Here is a 15,189-nt window from a genome sequence, read left to right as displayed (position 1 = left end):
CGGGCCGGGAGCGTCACGTGGGCTCAGGTCCTCCGGCTCAGGTCCTGGGGCTCAGGTCTTCTTGCGGGTCGTCATGAAGCGCTGGACCAGGATGAACGCGCACAGCAGCACCCCGGTGGCGATCTTCGTCCACCAGGAGCTGAGCGTGCCCTCGAACTGGATGATGCTCTTGATCAGGCCGAGCACCAGCACTCCGAACAGGGTGCCCAGCACGTACCCGGAGCCGCCCGTGAGCAGCGTGCCGCCGATGACCACCGCGGCGATCGCGTCGAGTTCCATGCCGGTCGCGTGCAACGGGTCGCCGGACTGGATGTACAGGGTGAAGAGCAGTCCGGCCAGCGCCGAGCAGAACCCGCTCACGGTGTACACGGCGATCTTCGTGCCGCCCTGCGGGAGGCCCATCAGCATGGCCGACTGTTCGTTGCCGCCGATGGCGTACACCCGGCGCCCGAAACGGGTGTAGTGCAGGACGTAGAACGCCACGGCGAGGACGACCAGCGAGACGATCGCGCCGATCGACAGGAAGCCCATCCCCAGCGACACCTGCGCCTGGGCCATGCTGCTCACCGAGGAGTCGCCGATGGAGATCGACTCCTTGCTGATGACCAGGCACAGGCCACGGAAGAGGAAGAGGCCGGCGAGGGTCACGATGAAGGGCTGGATCTCGAAGTTGTGGATCACATAGCCCATCAGGAATCCGCCGAGCGCGCCCACGCCCAGCGCCATGGGGATCACCAGCAGCAGCGGCAGCCCCTGCCGCTCCACCAGCCAGGCCGTGAACATCGTCGTGAAGCCGATCATCGAGCCCACGGACAGGTCGATGCCGCCGGACAGGATGACGAAGGTGACACCGACCGCGGCGACGAGCAGATAGCCGTTGTCGATGAACAGGTTCAGGAAGACCTGCGGTTCGCCGAACCCGTAGTTCTGGTACCGGCTCAGGCCCACGGTGTACATCAGCAGGAAGAGCAGGGCCGTCACCGCGACGGGCAGGCGCCGGTCGCCGAGCAGGCGCGCGGCCTTGGACGGGGTACGGCTGTCGGAGGCCGTGGGGCTCTGGGTGGTCGCGCTCATCACGACACCTCCATCTTGGGGGCGGCCTCGGACGCCGCGGCGGGGTCCGCCGGGGCCGCGGCCTGCTTGCCGCTTCCCTTCGCGCCGGATCCGGAGCCGAACCTGGCGCCGAACACCTTGGCGCGGAACTTCGGGGACTGGAGCAGGCAGACGACGATGACGACGGCGGCCTTGAAGACCAGGTTGGTCTGGGTCGGCACGCCGATGGTGTAGATCGTGGTGGTCAGGGTCTGGATGACGAGGGCGCCGACCACCGTGCCGCCGACGGAGAACCGGCCGCCCAGGAGCGAGGTGCCGCCGATCACCACGGCGAGGATCGCGTCGAGTTCGATCCACAGACCGGCGTTGTTGCCGTCGGCGGCCGAGGTGTTGGAGCTGATCATCAGGCCGGCGATGCCCGCGCAGAGCGCGCAGAACGCGTACACCATGATCTTGATGCGCCGGGACCTGATGCCCACCAGGCGGCTGGCCTCGGCGTTGCCGCCGACCGCCTCGACCAGCAGGCCGAGTGCCGTGCGGCGGGTCAGCACCACGGTGACGGCCACGACCACGGCCACCACGAAGATGGAGAACGGCAGGGTCAGCCAGTAGCCGCCGCCGATCAACTTGTACGGCTCGCTGTTGATCGTGATGATCTGGCCGTCGGTGATCAGCTGGGCGACACCGCGCCCGGCGACCATGATGATCAGGGTGGCGATGATCGGCTGGATGCCCATCCTGGCGACCAGGAAGCCGTTCCACAGACCACAGACGACCGCGGCCAGCAGGCCCAGGCCCATGGCGAGCAGCACCCCGGACAGGGCGCCCTGGTCCGACTGGTCGCTGATGTACGAGCAGGCCAGTGCCCCGGTGATGGCGACCACGGCGCCGACGGAGAGGTCGATGCCGCCGGTGGCGATGACCAGGGTCATGCCGACCGCCACCAGGATGAGGGGCGATCCGAACAGCACGATCGAGACGAGGCTGCCGTAGAGGTGGCCGTCCGCCATCTTGATCGAGAAGAAGTCGGGCGTGAAGGGGACGTTGACGAGCAGCAGCAGGACCAGGACCGCCACCGGCCAGAACAGGTGGTGGTGGGTCAGTGCTCGCCACCGGGAAGGGGCGGTCGAAGGGGTGGTCACTGGTGCTCTCCGCTCGCGATGGTCTCCAGGATCCGGCTCGTGGTGATCTCGGGCCCGTTGGCGATCTGCGCCACCAGCCGGCGGTCGCGCAGCACTCCGATGGTGTGACTGAGCCGGAGTACCTCCTCCAGCTCGGCCGCGATGTACAGCACCGACATGCCGTCCTCGGAGAGCGAGACGACGAGCTTCTGGATCTCCGCCTTGGCGCCGATGTCGATGCCGCGCGTCGGCTCGTCCAGGATCAGCAGCTTCGGACTCGTGATCAGCCAGCGGGCCAGCAGTACCTTCTGCTGGTTGCCGCCGCTGAGCCGGCCGACCCGGGCCTCGGGGTTGGCGGGGCGGATGTCCAGCGCCTTGATGTACTTGGCGACGAGTTCGTCGCGCTGGGCGACCGGGATGGGCCGGGTCCAGCCGCGCGCGGCCTGTAGGGCCAGGATGATGTTCTCGCGCACCGTCAGGTCGGGCACCAGGCCCTCGCTCTTGCGGTTCTCTGAGCAGAAGGCGACCCCGGCGCCGATCGCGTCGTTCGGGGCGCTCATCGAGATCTGCTTGCCGCCGATGGACACCTTGCCGGTGTCCGGCTGGTCGGCGCCGAAGAGCAGCCGGGCGAGTTCGGTCCGGCCCGATCCGAGCAGGCCGGCGAGCCCGATCACCTCGCCCTTCCTGATCTTCATGTCGAACGGGGCGATGCCGCCGGTCCGGCCGAGGCCGTCCGCCTCGAGCAGCGTCTCGCCCGCGTCGGAGTGCAGCTGGTGTTCGTGGAGCTCGTCCAGCTGGCCCATGGCCTTGCCGAGCATGAGCTGGACGAGGCCGACCTGGTCGAGGTCGCGCACCATGTGCTCACCGACGAGGGTGCCGTTGCGCAGCACGGTCATCCGGTCGCAGACCTCGTAGATCTGGTCCAGGAAGTGCGAGACGAACAGGATCGCGACGCCCTCGTCCTTCAACCGCCTCATCAGCGCGAACAGTTGGAGGACCTCGTCACGGTCGAGGCTGGACGTCGGCTCGTCGAGGATCAGCACCTTGGTGCCCGGTCCGTCGCCGTCGCCGTCACCGGTGTTCAACGACCTGACGATCGCGACCAGTTGCTGCACGGCCAGCGGGTACGAGGACAGCGGGGCGGTGACGTCGATGTCGAGTCCGAGCCGGTCCACCAACTCCGCTGCCTGACGGCGCAGTTGCTTCCACTGGATGCGGCCCATCCGGGTCGGTTCACGCCCGATGAAGATGTTCTCCGCCACCGACAGGTTGGGGCAGAGGTTGACCTCCTGGTAGACGGTGCTGATACCGGCCCGCTGGGCCTCCAGCGGGCTGGCGATCCGCACGGCCCCGCCGTCCAGCGTGATCGTGCCGCCGTCCAGGGAGTAGACCCCCGTGAGCACCTTGATGAGGGTGGACTTGCCCGCGCCGTTCTCGCCCATCAGGGCGTGGATCTCGCCGGGGAAGAGCCGGAAGTCGACGTCCGACAGAGCCCGTACCCCCGGAAACTCCTTGACTATGCCCGTCATTTCCAGGACGGGCCGTGGCTCTGCCATGGCAGCGCTCCTCATGAGATTCGTTCAGGCCCGCAGGGAGCCCCGGGACCGACGGCTCGGTCGGCCGGAGGCTCCCTGCCGGTGGGTGCGGTCGGTCAGTACTTGCGGCTCGGGAGCGCGGCCGCGGCCTGGTCCTGCATGAAGTCGCCCTCCTTGGTCTTGATCCAGCGCTCGACCGTCTCGCCGTCCTTGACCTTCTTGACGACGTCCATCAGCTGCGGGCCGAGGAGCGGGTTGCACTCGACGATGGCGTTGATCTTGCCCTCGGACATGGCCACGAAGCCGTCCTTCACGCCGTCGATCGAGACGATCAGGATGTCCTTGCCGGGCTTCTTGCCGGCCGCCTCGATGGACTGGATGGCGCCGATGGCCATGTCGTCGTTGTGCGCGAAGAGGACGTTGATGTCCGGGTTGGACTGGAGGAAGGCCGCCATGACCTGCTTGCCGCCGGCCCGGGTGAAGTCACCGGTCTGGCTGACGACGACCTTCCAGTCGCTCGCGTGGTCGGCGTCCATGACCTCCTTGAAGCCCTTGGCGCGCTCGATCGCCGGGGCGGCGCCGGTGGTGCCCTCCAGCTGGGCGATCTTCACCGCGCCCTTGAGCCCGGCCTTCGCGATGACCTTCTCGAGGATCCTGGCGGCGCGGCGGCCCTCGTCGGTGAAGTCGGAGCCGACCAGGGTCACATACAGGGACTCGTCGGAGGTCTCGACGGAGCGGTCGGTGAGGACCACCGGGATCTTCTTGGCCTTGGCCTCCTTCAGCACCGCGTCCCAGCCGGTGACGACCACCGGCGAGAAGGCGATGACGTCCACTCCCTGGGTGATGTAGCTGCGGATCGCGGAGATCTGGTTCTCCTGCTTCTGCTGGGCGTCGGAGAACTTGAGGGTGTAGCCCGCCTCCTTGGCCGCCGCCTTCACCGAGTCCGTGTTGGCGCTGCGCCAGCCGCTCTCCGAGCCGACCTGGGAGAAGCCGAGCGTGATGGCCTTGCCGCCGTCCCCGGAGGAGCTGCTGGACGCGTTGTCGTCCTCCTTGGCGCAGGCCGCCAGGCCACCCGCCGCCGCCACGCCGACCGCCGCGGTGAGGAAGTTCCTTCTGCTGAGCATGTTCTTCTCCTTTGAAGAGCCGGCCCGGGGATGGACCTGCTGGTACTCGATGAACCGGCCGCGCTGCGTCCAGCCTGTCGATCACTGTTCGGCATTTCGGCCATACTGCTGGTCAGGGTTCCGACGGGGTCCGTCAGTGGGGTGCGCCCTCCGGTTGGGCGGCGCTCGGGAAAGTGCTTGCGCGTACGACGAGTTGGGGTTCGATCGCGATCCGGGGCGTACCGGCGGCCGGCCGGCCCTCGATCTGCTCCAGGAGCAGCGCGATGCCTCGCTGGCCCACCGTCGAGAAGTCCTGCCGGACGGTGGTGAGCGGCGGAGCGAAGAACTCCGACTCCGGGATGTCGTCGAAGCCGACCACCGCGACGTCCTGCGGAGTCCGGACCCCCGCTTCCCGCAGGGCCCGCAACACCCCCAGCGCCATTTGGTCGTTGGCGACGAAGACGGCGGTCAGTCCGCGGCCCACCCAGCCGGCCAGTTCCTGGCCCGCACGGTAGCCCGACAGCGGACTCCAGTCCCCCCGCAGCAGCATGGGCGGCTCGACGCCCGCCGCTTCGAGGGTGGCCCGCCAGCCGGCGGCCCGGTCGGCCGCCTCCTGCCAGTCCTCGGGTCCGGCGAGGTGCCAGACCGTGCGGTGACCGGCGGCCAGCAGGTGACCGGTCGCCAGCCGCGCTCCCAGGTGCTGGTCCACACCGACGCGAGGGATGTCCATGCCCGGTTCGCCGCCCACGACCACCACCGGGAAGGGGTGGCGCAGTTCGGCCAGAGCGTCCACCGCCGACCGTTGCGGGGCGATGGCGACCACTCCCTCCACCCCGCCCTCGCTGAGGTGGTCCAGGGCCTCGGAGAGCTTCTCCATGGTCAGTTCGCGCAGACTGACCGTCGAGACGAGGTACCCCTCGGCGCGTGCCGCCTCCTCGAGCGCGAACAGCGTGCTGGCCGGCCCGTAGAGGGTGGTGTCGGAGGCGACCACGCCGAGCGTGCGGGTGCGCCGGGTGGCCAGGGCCCGTGCGGAGAAGTTGCGGCGGTAGCCCATCTCCTCGATCGCCCGCAGCACCCTGGCCCGGGTCTCGTCCCGCACGTTGGGGTGCTCCCCCAGCACGCGGGACACGGTCTGGTGGGACACGCCGGCCATGCGCGCCACGTCGGCCATGGTGGGCGGCCGGAGCCGGGTGTGTGTCACGGCCGCACCTCCTTGGCGTTCGGCTGCTGATAAGTCCTGTACGTCCTGCGGGGTGGGCGGAGGGTTCCGCGCCGCCGGCTTCACTCCGGGATCCCGGTGGGCCCGACGACACCGGGGGTGTGGGCGAGTTGGGACGCTGCGGGCACGACCGCTCGTACCTCCCCGTGTTGACGTCGTCGCCGACTGGTGAATGCGGAGGTCATTGTGAGCGCTAACAATTCACGGCGGTCAAGAGGGCTGCACGGGAACGTCGTCACGGTTCCATAACGCGCAGAGCGGGGACGGTGCATCGTCCCTGGTCACAGGCCGGAAGGCTGGCGGCGGCCGCGCACCGGCCGGCGGCCCGGCGACGGGACGCGCGGTCCGAACATCCCCAACCCGCTTCACCACACATCGATTTCGGCCAAACCGGGGCGTCCGTCGCGCGGCCGTGGACGGCCCACATGAAGACCGCTCAGCGGGACCGGAAGCGGAGCTGTCGGCTCCGGCGGAGCTCTACGAGCACCACCACAGGAAGCGCGTGCACGTCTGCGAGGGCGACGGGTCCGGGGTCGCCTCCGGCGTCGAGGGGTCGGCGGTCGGGGTGGAGTCCGAGCCCGAGTCGGACGGGGTCGATCCGGAGGTCGACCCGGAGGAGCCGGGGAGGGTGGCCGACTGGGCCTCCTTGTCCGGGCTCGGCGTGGCCGACCCGTCCTTCGCGGACTCCGACGCCGACGGGGAGGCGGAGGCGCTCGGGGAGGCCGAGGCGTCGTCGCCGCCCGTGTCGGTCCGGTCGTCGAGGGCCCGCGCGGACGCGCTCGGCCCCGACGACGACCCGTCGACCTCGGACGCCTCGCCGCCGGCCGCCGCCGGGTTCCCGGGCGAGGTGAACCCCGGTGCGTCCACGCCGAGTTCGGCCAGGCTCAGGCCGCCGGCCGCGAGTGCGAAGCCGACGGTGATCAGTACGATGCGCTTGCGGCGTCGGCGGTGGGCCGAGGCCTTGCGGTCGCGGCGACTCGCGTCCGGCGCGGCGGTCGCGCCCTGGGGGCCGCGGCGGCCACCCCGGCCCTGCTCGCGGCGACGCGCGGCCCGGCCCCGCGGCTCGCCGCTCTCGGCTCCGTGATCGTCGTGACCGTCCCGAGCCTCGTGATCGTCCCGGTCGTCCCGAGCGCCGTGGCCGTCCGCAGCGCCGTAGTCGTCCCGAGCGCCGTAGTCGTCCCGAGCGCCGTGGTCGTCCCGGTCGTCCCGAGCGCCGTGGCCGTCCGCAGCGCCGTAGTCGTCCCGAGCGCCGTAGTCGTCCCGAGCGCCGTGGTCGTCCCGGTCGCCGTGGTCGTCCCGGTCGCCGTGAGCGCCCGGGGAGCCGTGATCGTCCGAGTCGCCGGGCGCCCGGTGCGCCGACGTATCCTGCGCGCACGGCTCCGGACCGGGCGTGCCGGGCGGATACGCGCGTAGCTGTTGAGCAGGTGCGCCGCACCCCGGGCAGGCGAGGGCGCCGTTGAGGTGCCGTCGGCACGGGTGGCAGTAGTCCATGACGCGGGAAGACTAAGTTCCAGGACAGGCGCGTTCCCGGCTTTGCCTGTGAAAGTTGTGTGGGAACCGGCCATACCGGCGCGACCGTCCGAGTGACCTGGCCCACACCAGGACGGGCCGACTTTCGAAAGGAGTAGCGAAACTATCGAAACCGTTACCTGTTCGACCCATTGACACTCGCCTCGCGCAATCCTTACTGTCTGCCCAGCATTTCGAACATGTGACGAAATCTCGAACAGCCGAAGGGTAACTTCCGTGCGCATCACCGGAATCAGCACGCACGTGGTCGGGACGCCGTGGCGCAACCTGACCTACGTCCTGGTGCACACCGACGAGGGCATCACGGGTGTCGGAGAGACCCGCATGCTGGGTCACACCGACGCGCTGATCGGCTACCTGAAGGAGGCCCAGGCCAACCACATTCTCGGTTCGGACCCATTCGCTGTCGAGGACCTCGTGCGCCGGATGAAGTTCGGCGACTACGGGCGGGCCGGCGAGATCGTGATGTCGGGCATCGCCGTCGTCGAGATGGCCTGCTGGGACATCAAGGGCAAGGCCCTGGGCGTGCCCGTCTGGCAGCTCCTCGGCGGCAAGGTCACCGACAAGGTCAAGGCCTACGCCAACGGCTGGTACACCACCGAGCGCACCCCGGAGGCCTACCACAAGGCGGCCCAGGGCGTCATGGAGCGCGGCTACAAGGCGCTCAAGATCGACCCCTTCGGCACCGGGCACTTCGAGCTGGACCACCAGCAGACCCTGTACGCGGTCTCCCTCATCGAGGCCGTGCGCGACGCCATCGGGCCGGACGCCGAGCTGATGCTGGAGATGCACGGCCGCTTCTCCCCCGCCACCGCCGTCCGGCTCGCGAACGAGCTCGCGCCCTTCAAGCCCGCGTGGCTGGAGGAGCCGTGCCCGCCCGAGAACCTGAAGGCACTGGAGAAGGTCGCCGCGAAGGTCGACATCCCCGTCGCCACCGGTGAGCGCATCCACGACCGCGTCGAGTTCCGTGAGCTCTTCGAGAGCCAGGCCGTGGACATCATCCAGCCGGACGTCGGCCACATCGGCGGCATCTGGGAGACCCGGAAGCTGGCCGCCACCGCCGAGGCGCACTACGTGCTCGTCGCCCCGCACAACGTCGGCGGCCCGGTCCTCACCGCGGCCTCGCTCCAGGTCGGGTTCACCTCTCCGAACTTCAAGATCCTCGAGCACTTCAACGACTTCGCCGACTCGGAGATCAAGAAGGTCGTCAAGGGGGCACCGCAGGTCGTCGACGGCTACTTCGAGCTGTCCCACGCGCCCGGTCTCGGCGTCGAGCTCGACGTGGACGCCGCCGCCGAGTTCCCGCAGCAGCAGGCCCGTTTCGACCTCTGGGCCGAGGGCTGGGAGCAGCGCAAGCCCAAGGGCAGCACCAAGTGAGTACGGCCGTCGTCGTCGAGGCGCCGGGCGAGCACCGGCTCGTCCCGCACGAGCCGCGGCGGCCGGAACCCGGCGAGGCGCTCGTCCGCGTCCACGCCACCGGCATCTGCGGCAGCGACCGCGAGGTGTACCAGGGCAACCGCCCCGAGGGGTACGTCCGCTACCCGCTGACCCCCGGCCACGAGTGGTCCGGGACGGTCGAGGCGGTCGGCGCCGGGGTCCCCGCGTCGCTCGTCGGCCGCAAGGTCGTCGGCGAGGGCTTCCGCAACTGCCAGGTCTGCGACCGCTGTCACGCGGGCGAGACCACGCTGTGCACCGACGGGTACGAGGAGACCGGCTTCACCCAGCCGGGGGCCATGGCCGCCACCCTCACCCTCCCGGCCCGGCTGCTGCACGTCCTGCCGGACGACGCCGACCTCACCGCCGCCGCCCTGCTGGAGCCGGCCGCCTGTATCGCGGCCGCCGCGATCAAGGCGCACGCGCTGCCGGGCGAGAAGGTGGCCGTCGTCGGCACCGGGACGCTGGGCATGTTCGCCGTTCAGTTCCTGAAGGCGGGATCACCCGCCGAGCTGCTGGTCGTGGGCACCCGGAACGACCGGGAGGGCCTCTCCCGACAGTTCGGGGCCACCGACTTCAGGACCAGGGACCAGGCGCTCCCGGACGACTTCGACGTCGTCATCGAGACCGCCGGTTCCGCGTCCGCCGCGCGGACCGCCGCCTCGCTGCTCCGGCGCGGTGGCCGGCTGGTCCTCACCGGGATCCCGGCGCCGGGCGCCGACGGGCTCGACCCGACGGAGCTGGTCGTACGGCAGCTGGAGGTGCACACCGTCTTCGGGGCCCCGCCGGACGCCTGGTCGCACACCGTCCGGGTGTTCGGGGCCGGGCTGCTGGATCCGCTGCCGCTGGTCACGCACGAACTGCCGCTCGCCGAGTTCGCCGCGGCCATCGACCTGGTGGGATCAGGCGATCCGAAGGTGGGCAAGGTGCTGCTCAAGCCGTAGAACCCTGAGCCGTACGCCGGTGCGGGGGCTACCTGACCGCCCCCGCATCGGCGTACACCCACACCCGTACGACCTGAGCCGCGAACCTTGACCGAAATATCGAACACGAAGGACGGCATGTGACCACCGACGCTTCCGCCCCGGCAGCCCGTCGACCTGGTGAGCAGGCGCTCACCGCGCTCGGCCTGGGCGCGCCCGCCCTCGACCCCGCCGACGCCTCCGCCCACACCTTCCCCGACGGCGGCCGCTGGCGCACCGAGGTCCCTTCGTGCGAGGGTCCCGAAGCGCTGGCCGTCATCCTCAAGGAAGCCTCGCGTCTCGACGTGCCGATCCACCGGATCAGCCAGGGCAGCGGCGTGTGGATGCTGACCGACGCCGAGATCACCGAGATGGTCGACGCCACCGGCGAGCGTGACATCGAGCTCTGCCTGTTCACCGGGCCGCGCGGCACCTGGGACATCGGCGGCTCCACCCGGACCGACTCCCGGGGCGGCGGGCTGCGCGCCCGCGGTCACGACGCCGTCGCCGGCTGCGTCGAGGACGCCGTCCGGGCGACGGAGCTGGGCGTCAAGTGCCTGCTCGTCGCGGACGAGGGCGTGCTGTGGACGCTGCACCGCGCCCGCGCGGCCGGCATCATCCCGGCCGACACCACGCTGAAGGTGTCGGCGCTCATCGGGCCCGTCAACCCGGCGGCCTACGCAGTGTACGAGCAGCTCGGCGCCGACTCGGTCAACGTGCCCAGCGACCTCACCCTGGACCACCTCACCGAGATCCGCCGGGTGTCCGCCGCCCCCATGGACATGTACATCGAGGCCCCCGACGATCTCGGCGGCTACATCCGGATGTACGAGGTCGCCGAGCTGATCAGGCGCGGTGCACCGCTGTACCTGAAGTTCGGCCTGTCCAAGGCCCCGGGAATCTACCCGTACGGCCATCACCTGCGGGATCTGGCGCTCTCCACCGCCCGGGAACGGGTGCGGCGTGGACGGCTCGCCCTCGACCTGCTCGCCCGGCACGGCGCGGACGGCGACATGGCTCCGATCGGCTCGCGGCTGCCGGGTGAACTCAAGCGGTTTGACATCCAGTCATAACGTTCCGGAAACCCCGCTTCACAGAAGCCGACACAGGCGCGCAGAATCCCACACACCGCTTCTTCACTTCTTCAACTCTTCCCGGCATCGCTCCGGGAGCGTCCTACGCACCGCGATACCGACCCCTGCACACATCAAGGATGATGATCATGCGCAACCGTAGAGTCTCCCTCGCCGCCATAGCCGGAGCCGCCTCCCTCGCCCTGACCCTGTCCGCCTGCGGCCAGAGCGGCGACGGCGGCAGCAAGGACGAGGGCTCGGACAGCGCCAAGGGCGGGACCATCGGTATCGCGATGCCGACCAAGTCCTCCGAGCGCTGGATCGCCGACGGCGCCAACGTCGTCAAGGACCTCGAGGCCAAGGGCTACAAGACCAAGCTGGTCTACGGCGAGGACGACCCCGACCAGCAGGTCTCCCAGATCGAGAACCTGATCACGCAGGGCGTCAAGGCGCTGATCGTCGCTGCCATCGACAACAAGTCGCTGAACAACGTCCTCCAGCAGGCCGCCGACGCCAAGATCCCGGTCATCTCCTACGACCGCCTGATCCTCGGCACGAAGAACGTCGACTACTACGCGTCCTTCGACAACACCAAGGTCGGCGAGCTCCAGGCCAGCTACATCGTCGACAAGCTCGGCCTGAAGTCCGGCAAGGGCCCGTTCAACATCGAGCTGTTCGCCGGCTCCAACGACGACAACAACACCAAGTACTTCTTCAACGGCGCGATGAGCGTGCTCCAGCCGTACATCGACAGCAAGAAGCTCGTCGTCCAGTCCGGCCAGACCGGTCTCACCCAGGTCACCACCCTGCGCTGGGACGGCGCGACCGCGCAGAGGCGCATGGACGACATCCTCACCAAGTCGTACGGCAGCAAGAAGGTCGACGCGGTCCTCTCGCCGTACGACGGCATCTCCATCGGCATCCTGTCGGCGCTGAAGTCGGACAGCTACGGCTCCGCGAGCAAGCCGCTGCCGGTCCTCACCGGCCAGGACGCCGAGCTGGCCTCGGTGAAGTCGATCATCGCGGGCGGCCAGACCCAGACCGTCTACAAGGACCTCCGTGAGCTCGCCAAGGTCGCCACGACCATGGTCGACGACGTCCTCAACGACAAGAAGCCCGAGACGAACGACACCAAGACCTACGACAACGGCACCAAGGTCGTCCCGGCCTACCTGCTCCAGCCGGTCAGCGTGGACAAGACCAACTACGAGAAGGTCCTCGTCGAGGGCGGCTACTACACGGCCGACCAGCTCAAGTAAGCGTCGACCCTCAAGGATTGGAAGGCACGACCATGGCGGGACCCGTCCTGGAAATGCGCTCGATCGTCAAGACCTTTCCCGGTGTGAAAGCGCTGTCGGACGTCACTCTGACCGTCCGCCAGGGCGAGGTCCATGCCATCTGCGGTGAGAACGGCGCCGGAAAGTCCACCTTGATGAAGGTGCTCTCCGGCGTCCATCCGCACGGCACGTACGAGGGCGAGATCCTGTTCGAGGGAGAGACCGTCTCCTTCAAGGACATCCGGGCCAGCGAGCAGCGCGGCATCGTCATCATCCACCAGGAGCTGGCGCTGGTGCCGTACCTCTCCCTCGCGGAGAACATCTTCCTCGGCAACGAGCACGCCACGCGCGGGCTGATCAACTGGAACGACACCCTGCGGCACGCCTCCGAGCTGCTGCGCCGGGTCGGTCTGAGCGATCACCCCGAGACCCGCGTCGCCGACATCGGCGTGGGCAAGCAGCAGCTCGTGGAGATCGCGAAGGCGCTCTCGAAGAAGGTGAAGCTGCTCATCCTGGATGAGCCGACCGCGGCCCTCAACGACGAGGACAGCGACAAACTCCTGGATCTCATCCTGGAGTTGAAGAAGCAGGGCATCACCGCGATCATCATCTCCCACAAGCTCAACGAGATCCGCAAGGTCGCGGACTCGGTGACGATCATTCGCGACGGGCAGTCCATCGAGACGCTCGACGTGAAGTCGGCGGAGACGACCGAGGACCGGATCATCAGCGGCATGGTCGGCCGCGATCTGGACAACCGCTTCCCCGAGCGCACCGCGCACGAGGCGGAGTCGGGCGCGGCTCCGGCCCTGGAGATCCGCAACTGGACCGTGCACCACCCGATCGACCAGCAGCGCAAGGTCGTCGACGACGTGTCGGTCCAGGTGCGGCGCGGGGAGATCGTCGGCATCGCGGGCCTGATGGGCGCCGGCCGCACCGAGCTCGCGATGAGCGTCTTCGGACGCTCCTACGGCCGGCACGCGGGCGGCACCGTCCTCAAGGACGGCAAGGAGATCCGTACGAAGACCGTCGCGGAGGCGGTCGGCCACGGGATCGCCTATGTCACGGAGGACCGCAAGCACTACGGCCTCAACCTCATCGACACGATCAACCGCAACATCTCGCTGACCGCGCTGAACAAGGTGGCCAAGCGGGGGATCGTCGACGAGCACGAGGAGCGGAAGGTCTCCGAGGGCTACCGCAAGTCCATGAACATCAAGGCGCCGACCGTCTTCGAGCCGGTGGGCAAGCTGTCCGGCGGCAACCAGCAGAAGGTCGTCCTCAGCAAGTGGATCTTCGCGGGTCCGGACGTGCTGATCCTGGACGAGCCCACGCGCGGTATCGACGTCGGCGCCAAGTACGAGATCTACACGGTCATCGACCAGCTGGCCGCCCAGGGCAAGGCGGTCGTCTTCATCTCCTCCGAGCTGCCCGAACTGCTCGGTATGTGCGACCGCATCTACACCATGGCCGCCGGGCGGCTCACGGGTGAGTTCCCGCGGGCCGAGGCCACGCAGGAAGTGCTGATGCGTCAGATGACGAAGGACAAAGAGGTATCGCGATGAGCACCGACGTGACCAAGAGCCCGGCAGCCGCGCCGCCCGGCAAGAGCGGCGGCCCGGCGGCCGGCGGCGGCCTGCTCCAGCTGGTGCTGGACGGCCTGCGCCGCAACATGCGCCAGTACGGCATGCTGATCGCGCTCGGCCTGATCGTCGCGCTCTTCGCGGTGTGGACCGACGGCGACCTGCTGCTGCCGCGCAACGTCTCCAACCTGGTCCTCCAGAACAGCTACGTGCTGATCCTCGCGATCGGCATGATGCTGGTGATCATCGCGGGCCACATCGACCTGTCGGTCGGTTCACTCACGGCGTTCATCGGCGCGTTCGCGGCCGTACTGACGGTCCAGCACGACGTCTCGTGGCCCGTCGCGGTGGTGCTGTGCCTGATCGTGGGCGCGATAGCGGGCTCGGTGCAGGGCTTCTTCATCGCCTATCTCGGCATACCGTCGTTCATCGTCACCCTCGCCGGCATGCTGATCTTCCGCGGCATGACGGAGATCTTCCTGGAGGGCCAGACCCTCGGCCCGTTCCCGGACGGTCTGCAGAAGATGGGCAACGGCTTCCTCCCGGAGGTCGGCCCGACCACGAACTACCACAACATCACGCTGCTGCTGGGCCTCGCCGTGATCGCCATGGTGGTGCTCCAGGAGGTGCGCGACCGCAAGCGCCAGCAAGAGTTCTCGCTGGACGTCGTACCGCGCAACCTGTTCCTGCTCAAGATCGTCGCCATCGTCGCCGCGGTGCTCACCGTCACGATGCTGCTCGCCAGCTACAAGGGCGCGCCGATCATCCTGCTGGTCCTGGGCGCGCTGGTGGTCGGCTACGGCTACGTCATGCGCAACGCCGTCTTCGGCCGTCACATCTACGCGATCGGCGGCAACCTGCCGGCCGCGAAGCTGTCCGGCGTCAAGGACAAGAAGGTCACCTTCCTCGTCTTCCTGAACATGGGCGCGCTCGCGGCCCTGGCGGGTCTGGTGGTCGCGGCCCGGCTGAACGCGGCCGGTCCCAAGGCGGGTCTGAACTTCGAACTCGAGGCGATCGCCTCGGCGTTCATCGGTGGCGCGTCCATGAGTGGCGGTGTCGGCACCGTTCTCGGCGCGATCATCGGTGGTCTCGTCCTCGGTGTGCTGAACAACGGCATGAACCTGCTCGGCGTCGGCAGCGACTGGCAGCAGGTCATCAAGGGCCTGGCGCTGCTCGCCGCGGTCGGTTTCGACGTCTGGAACAAGCGCAAGTCCGGTTCGTGACCGGTTCCCGGCTCGGGACAGGTTCGTAGCTCAGGACAGGAAGGGCCTCGCCGGCGACGGCGGGGCCCTTTCCGAT

General features: G+C 68.9%; 12 protein-coding genes. 6 read left to right on the top strand and 6 right to left on the bottom strand.

What is annotated here, in order from left to right:
- Nucleotides 1-51 precede the first annotated feature (51 nt).
- From yjfF to ACIRPU_RS03135, 6 genes are all read right to left on the bottom strand, one after another.
- Nucleotides 52-1,074 (bottom strand): galactofuranose ABC transporter, permease protein YjfF, encoded by a 1,023-nt coding sequence (gene yjfF, locus ACIRPU_RS03160; protein ID WP_355705659.1) that lies wholly within the window; start codon nt 1,072-1,074, stop codon nt 52-54.
- Nucleotides 1,074-2,195 carry an ABC transporter permease gene (locus ACIRPU_RS03155; RefSeq protein ID WP_403860888.1) on the bottom strand — a complete coding sequence of 374 codons (1,122 nt, stop codon included), beginning with the start codon at nt 2,193-2,195 and terminating at the stop codon, nt 1,074-1,076. Before ACIRPU_RS03155 ends, yjfF begins: the two co-directional genes overlap by 1 nt.
- Nucleotides 2,192-3,730, bottom strand: coding sequence for a sugar ABC transporter ATP-binding protein (locus ACIRPU_RS03150; protein ID WP_403860885.1), 1,539 nt, complete (start codon nt 3,728-3,730; stop codon nt 2,192-2,194). The genes ACIRPU_RS03155 and ACIRPU_RS03150 overlap by 4 nt, the downstream gene beginning before the upstream one ends.
- A 95-nt stretch (nt 3,731-3,825) precedes the next feature.
- Nucleotides 3,826-4,833, bottom strand: coding sequence for an ABC transporter substrate-binding protein (locus ACIRPU_RS03145; RefSeq protein ID WP_403860882.1), 1,008 nt, complete (start codon nt 4,831-4,833; stop codon nt 3,826-3,828).
- Between the two features lie 133 nt (nt 4,834-4,966).
- Nucleotides 4,967-6,013, bottom strand: coding sequence for a LacI family DNA-binding transcriptional regulator (locus tag ACIRPU_RS03140; protein WP_403860879.1), 1,047 nt, complete (start codon nt 6,011-6,013; stop codon nt 4,967-4,969).
- A 495-nt stretch (nt 6,014-6,508) separates the two neighbouring features.
- A complete protein-coding gene (locus tag ACIRPU_RS03135; protein ID WP_403860876.1) occupies nt 6,509-7,522 on the bottom strand; it encodes a hypothetical protein in 1,014 nt (337 codons plus the stop codon).
- A 255-nt stretch (nt 7,523-7,777) separates the two neighbouring features.
- Here ACIRPU_RS03135 and ACIRPU_RS03130 point away from each other — a divergent pair, with 255 nt between their 5' ends.
- The 6 genes from ACIRPU_RS03130 to mmsB all read left to right on the top strand — a co-directional run bounded on the left by ACIRPU_RS03130 (nt 7,778) and on the right by mmsB (nt 15,113).
- Nucleotides 7,778-8,938, top strand: a complete 1,161-nt coding sequence (locus tag ACIRPU_RS03130) for a mandelate racemase/muconate lactonizing enzyme family protein (RefSeq protein ID WP_384125117.1) — start codon at nt 7,778-7,780, stop codon at nt 8,936-8,938.
- Entirely contained in the window at nt 8,935-9,939 is a 1,005-nt protein-coding gene (locus tag ACIRPU_RS03125) for an alcohol dehydrogenase catalytic domain-containing protein (RefSeq protein ID WP_355705666.1), read from the top strand. The genes ACIRPU_RS03130 and ACIRPU_RS03125 overlap by 4 nt, the downstream gene beginning before the upstream one ends.
- A gap of 119 nt (nt 9,940-10,058) precedes the next feature.
- Nucleotides 10,059-11,030: a hypothetical protein gene (locus ACIRPU_RS03120; RefSeq protein ID WP_403860872.1), complete on the top strand. Its 972-nt coding sequence runs from the start codon at nt 10,059-10,061 to the stop codon at nt 11,028-11,030.
- Nucleotides 11,031-11,179: 149 nt separating this feature from the next.
- Nucleotides 11,180-12,289, top strand: coding sequence for a multiple monosaccharide ABC transporter substrate-binding protein (gene chvE, locus ACIRPU_RS03115; protein WP_403860869.1), 1,110 nt, complete (start codon nt 11,180-11,182; stop codon nt 12,287-12,289).
- A 32-nt stretch (nt 12,290-12,321) separates the two neighbouring features.
- Nucleotides 12,322-13,872 carry a multiple monosaccharide ABC transporter ATP-binding protein gene (gene mmsA, locus ACIRPU_RS03110; RefSeq protein WP_403860866.1) on the top strand — a complete coding sequence of 517 codons (1,551 nt, stop codon included), beginning with the start codon at nt 12,322-12,324 and terminating at the stop codon, nt 13,870-13,872.
- Entirely contained in the window at nt 13,869-15,113 is a 1,245-nt protein-coding gene (gene mmsB, locus ACIRPU_RS03105; protein WP_355705670.1) for a multiple monosaccharide ABC transporter permease, read from the top strand. Before mmsA ends, mmsB begins: the two co-directional genes overlap by 4 nt.
- Nucleotides 15,114-15,189: the final 76 nt, after the last annotated feature.

It is taken from the genome of Streptomyces sp. NPDC102259, from assembly GCF_044766465.1.
In the GTDB taxonomy this organism is placed as follows: domain Bacteria; phylum Actinomycetota; class Actinomycetes; order Streptomycetales; family Streptomycetaceae; genus Streptomyces.
Note: the sequence above shows the minus strand (reverse complement) of the source record. Positions and strands in the feature narration are given on the sequence as shown.

What these genes read in the sequence shown, in the direction of transcription:
- ACIRPU_RS03135 (WP_403860876.1), bottom strand. Translation starts at nt 7,522, where the DNA reads ATGGACTACTGCCACCCGTGCCGACGGCACCTCAACGGCGCCCTCGCC.
- ACIRPU_RS03150 (WP_403860885.1), bottom strand. Translation starts at nt 3,730, where the DNA reads ATGGCAGAGCCACGGCCCGTCCTGGAAATGACGGGCATAGTCAAGGAG.
- chvE (WP_403860869.1), top strand. Translation starts at nt 11,180, where the DNA reads ATGCGCAACCGTAGAGTCTCCCTCGCCGCCATAGCCGGAGCCGCCTCC.
- mmsA (WP_403860866.1), top strand. Translation starts at nt 12,322, where the DNA reads ATGGCGGGACCCGTCCTGGAAATGCGCTCGATCGTCAAGACCTTTCCC.
- ACIRPU_RS03145 (WP_403860882.1), bottom strand. Translation starts at nt 4,833, where the DNA reads ATGCTCAGCAGAAGGAACTTCCTCACCGCGGCGGTCGGCGTGGCGGCG.
- mmsB (WP_355705670.1), top strand. Translation starts at nt 13,869, where the DNA reads ATGAGCACCGACGTGACCAAGAGCCCGGCAGCCGCGCCGCCCGGCAAG.
- yjfF (WP_355705659.1), bottom strand. Translation starts at nt 1,074, where the DNA reads ATGAGCGCGACCACCCAGAGCCCCACGGCCTCCGACAGCCGTACCCCG.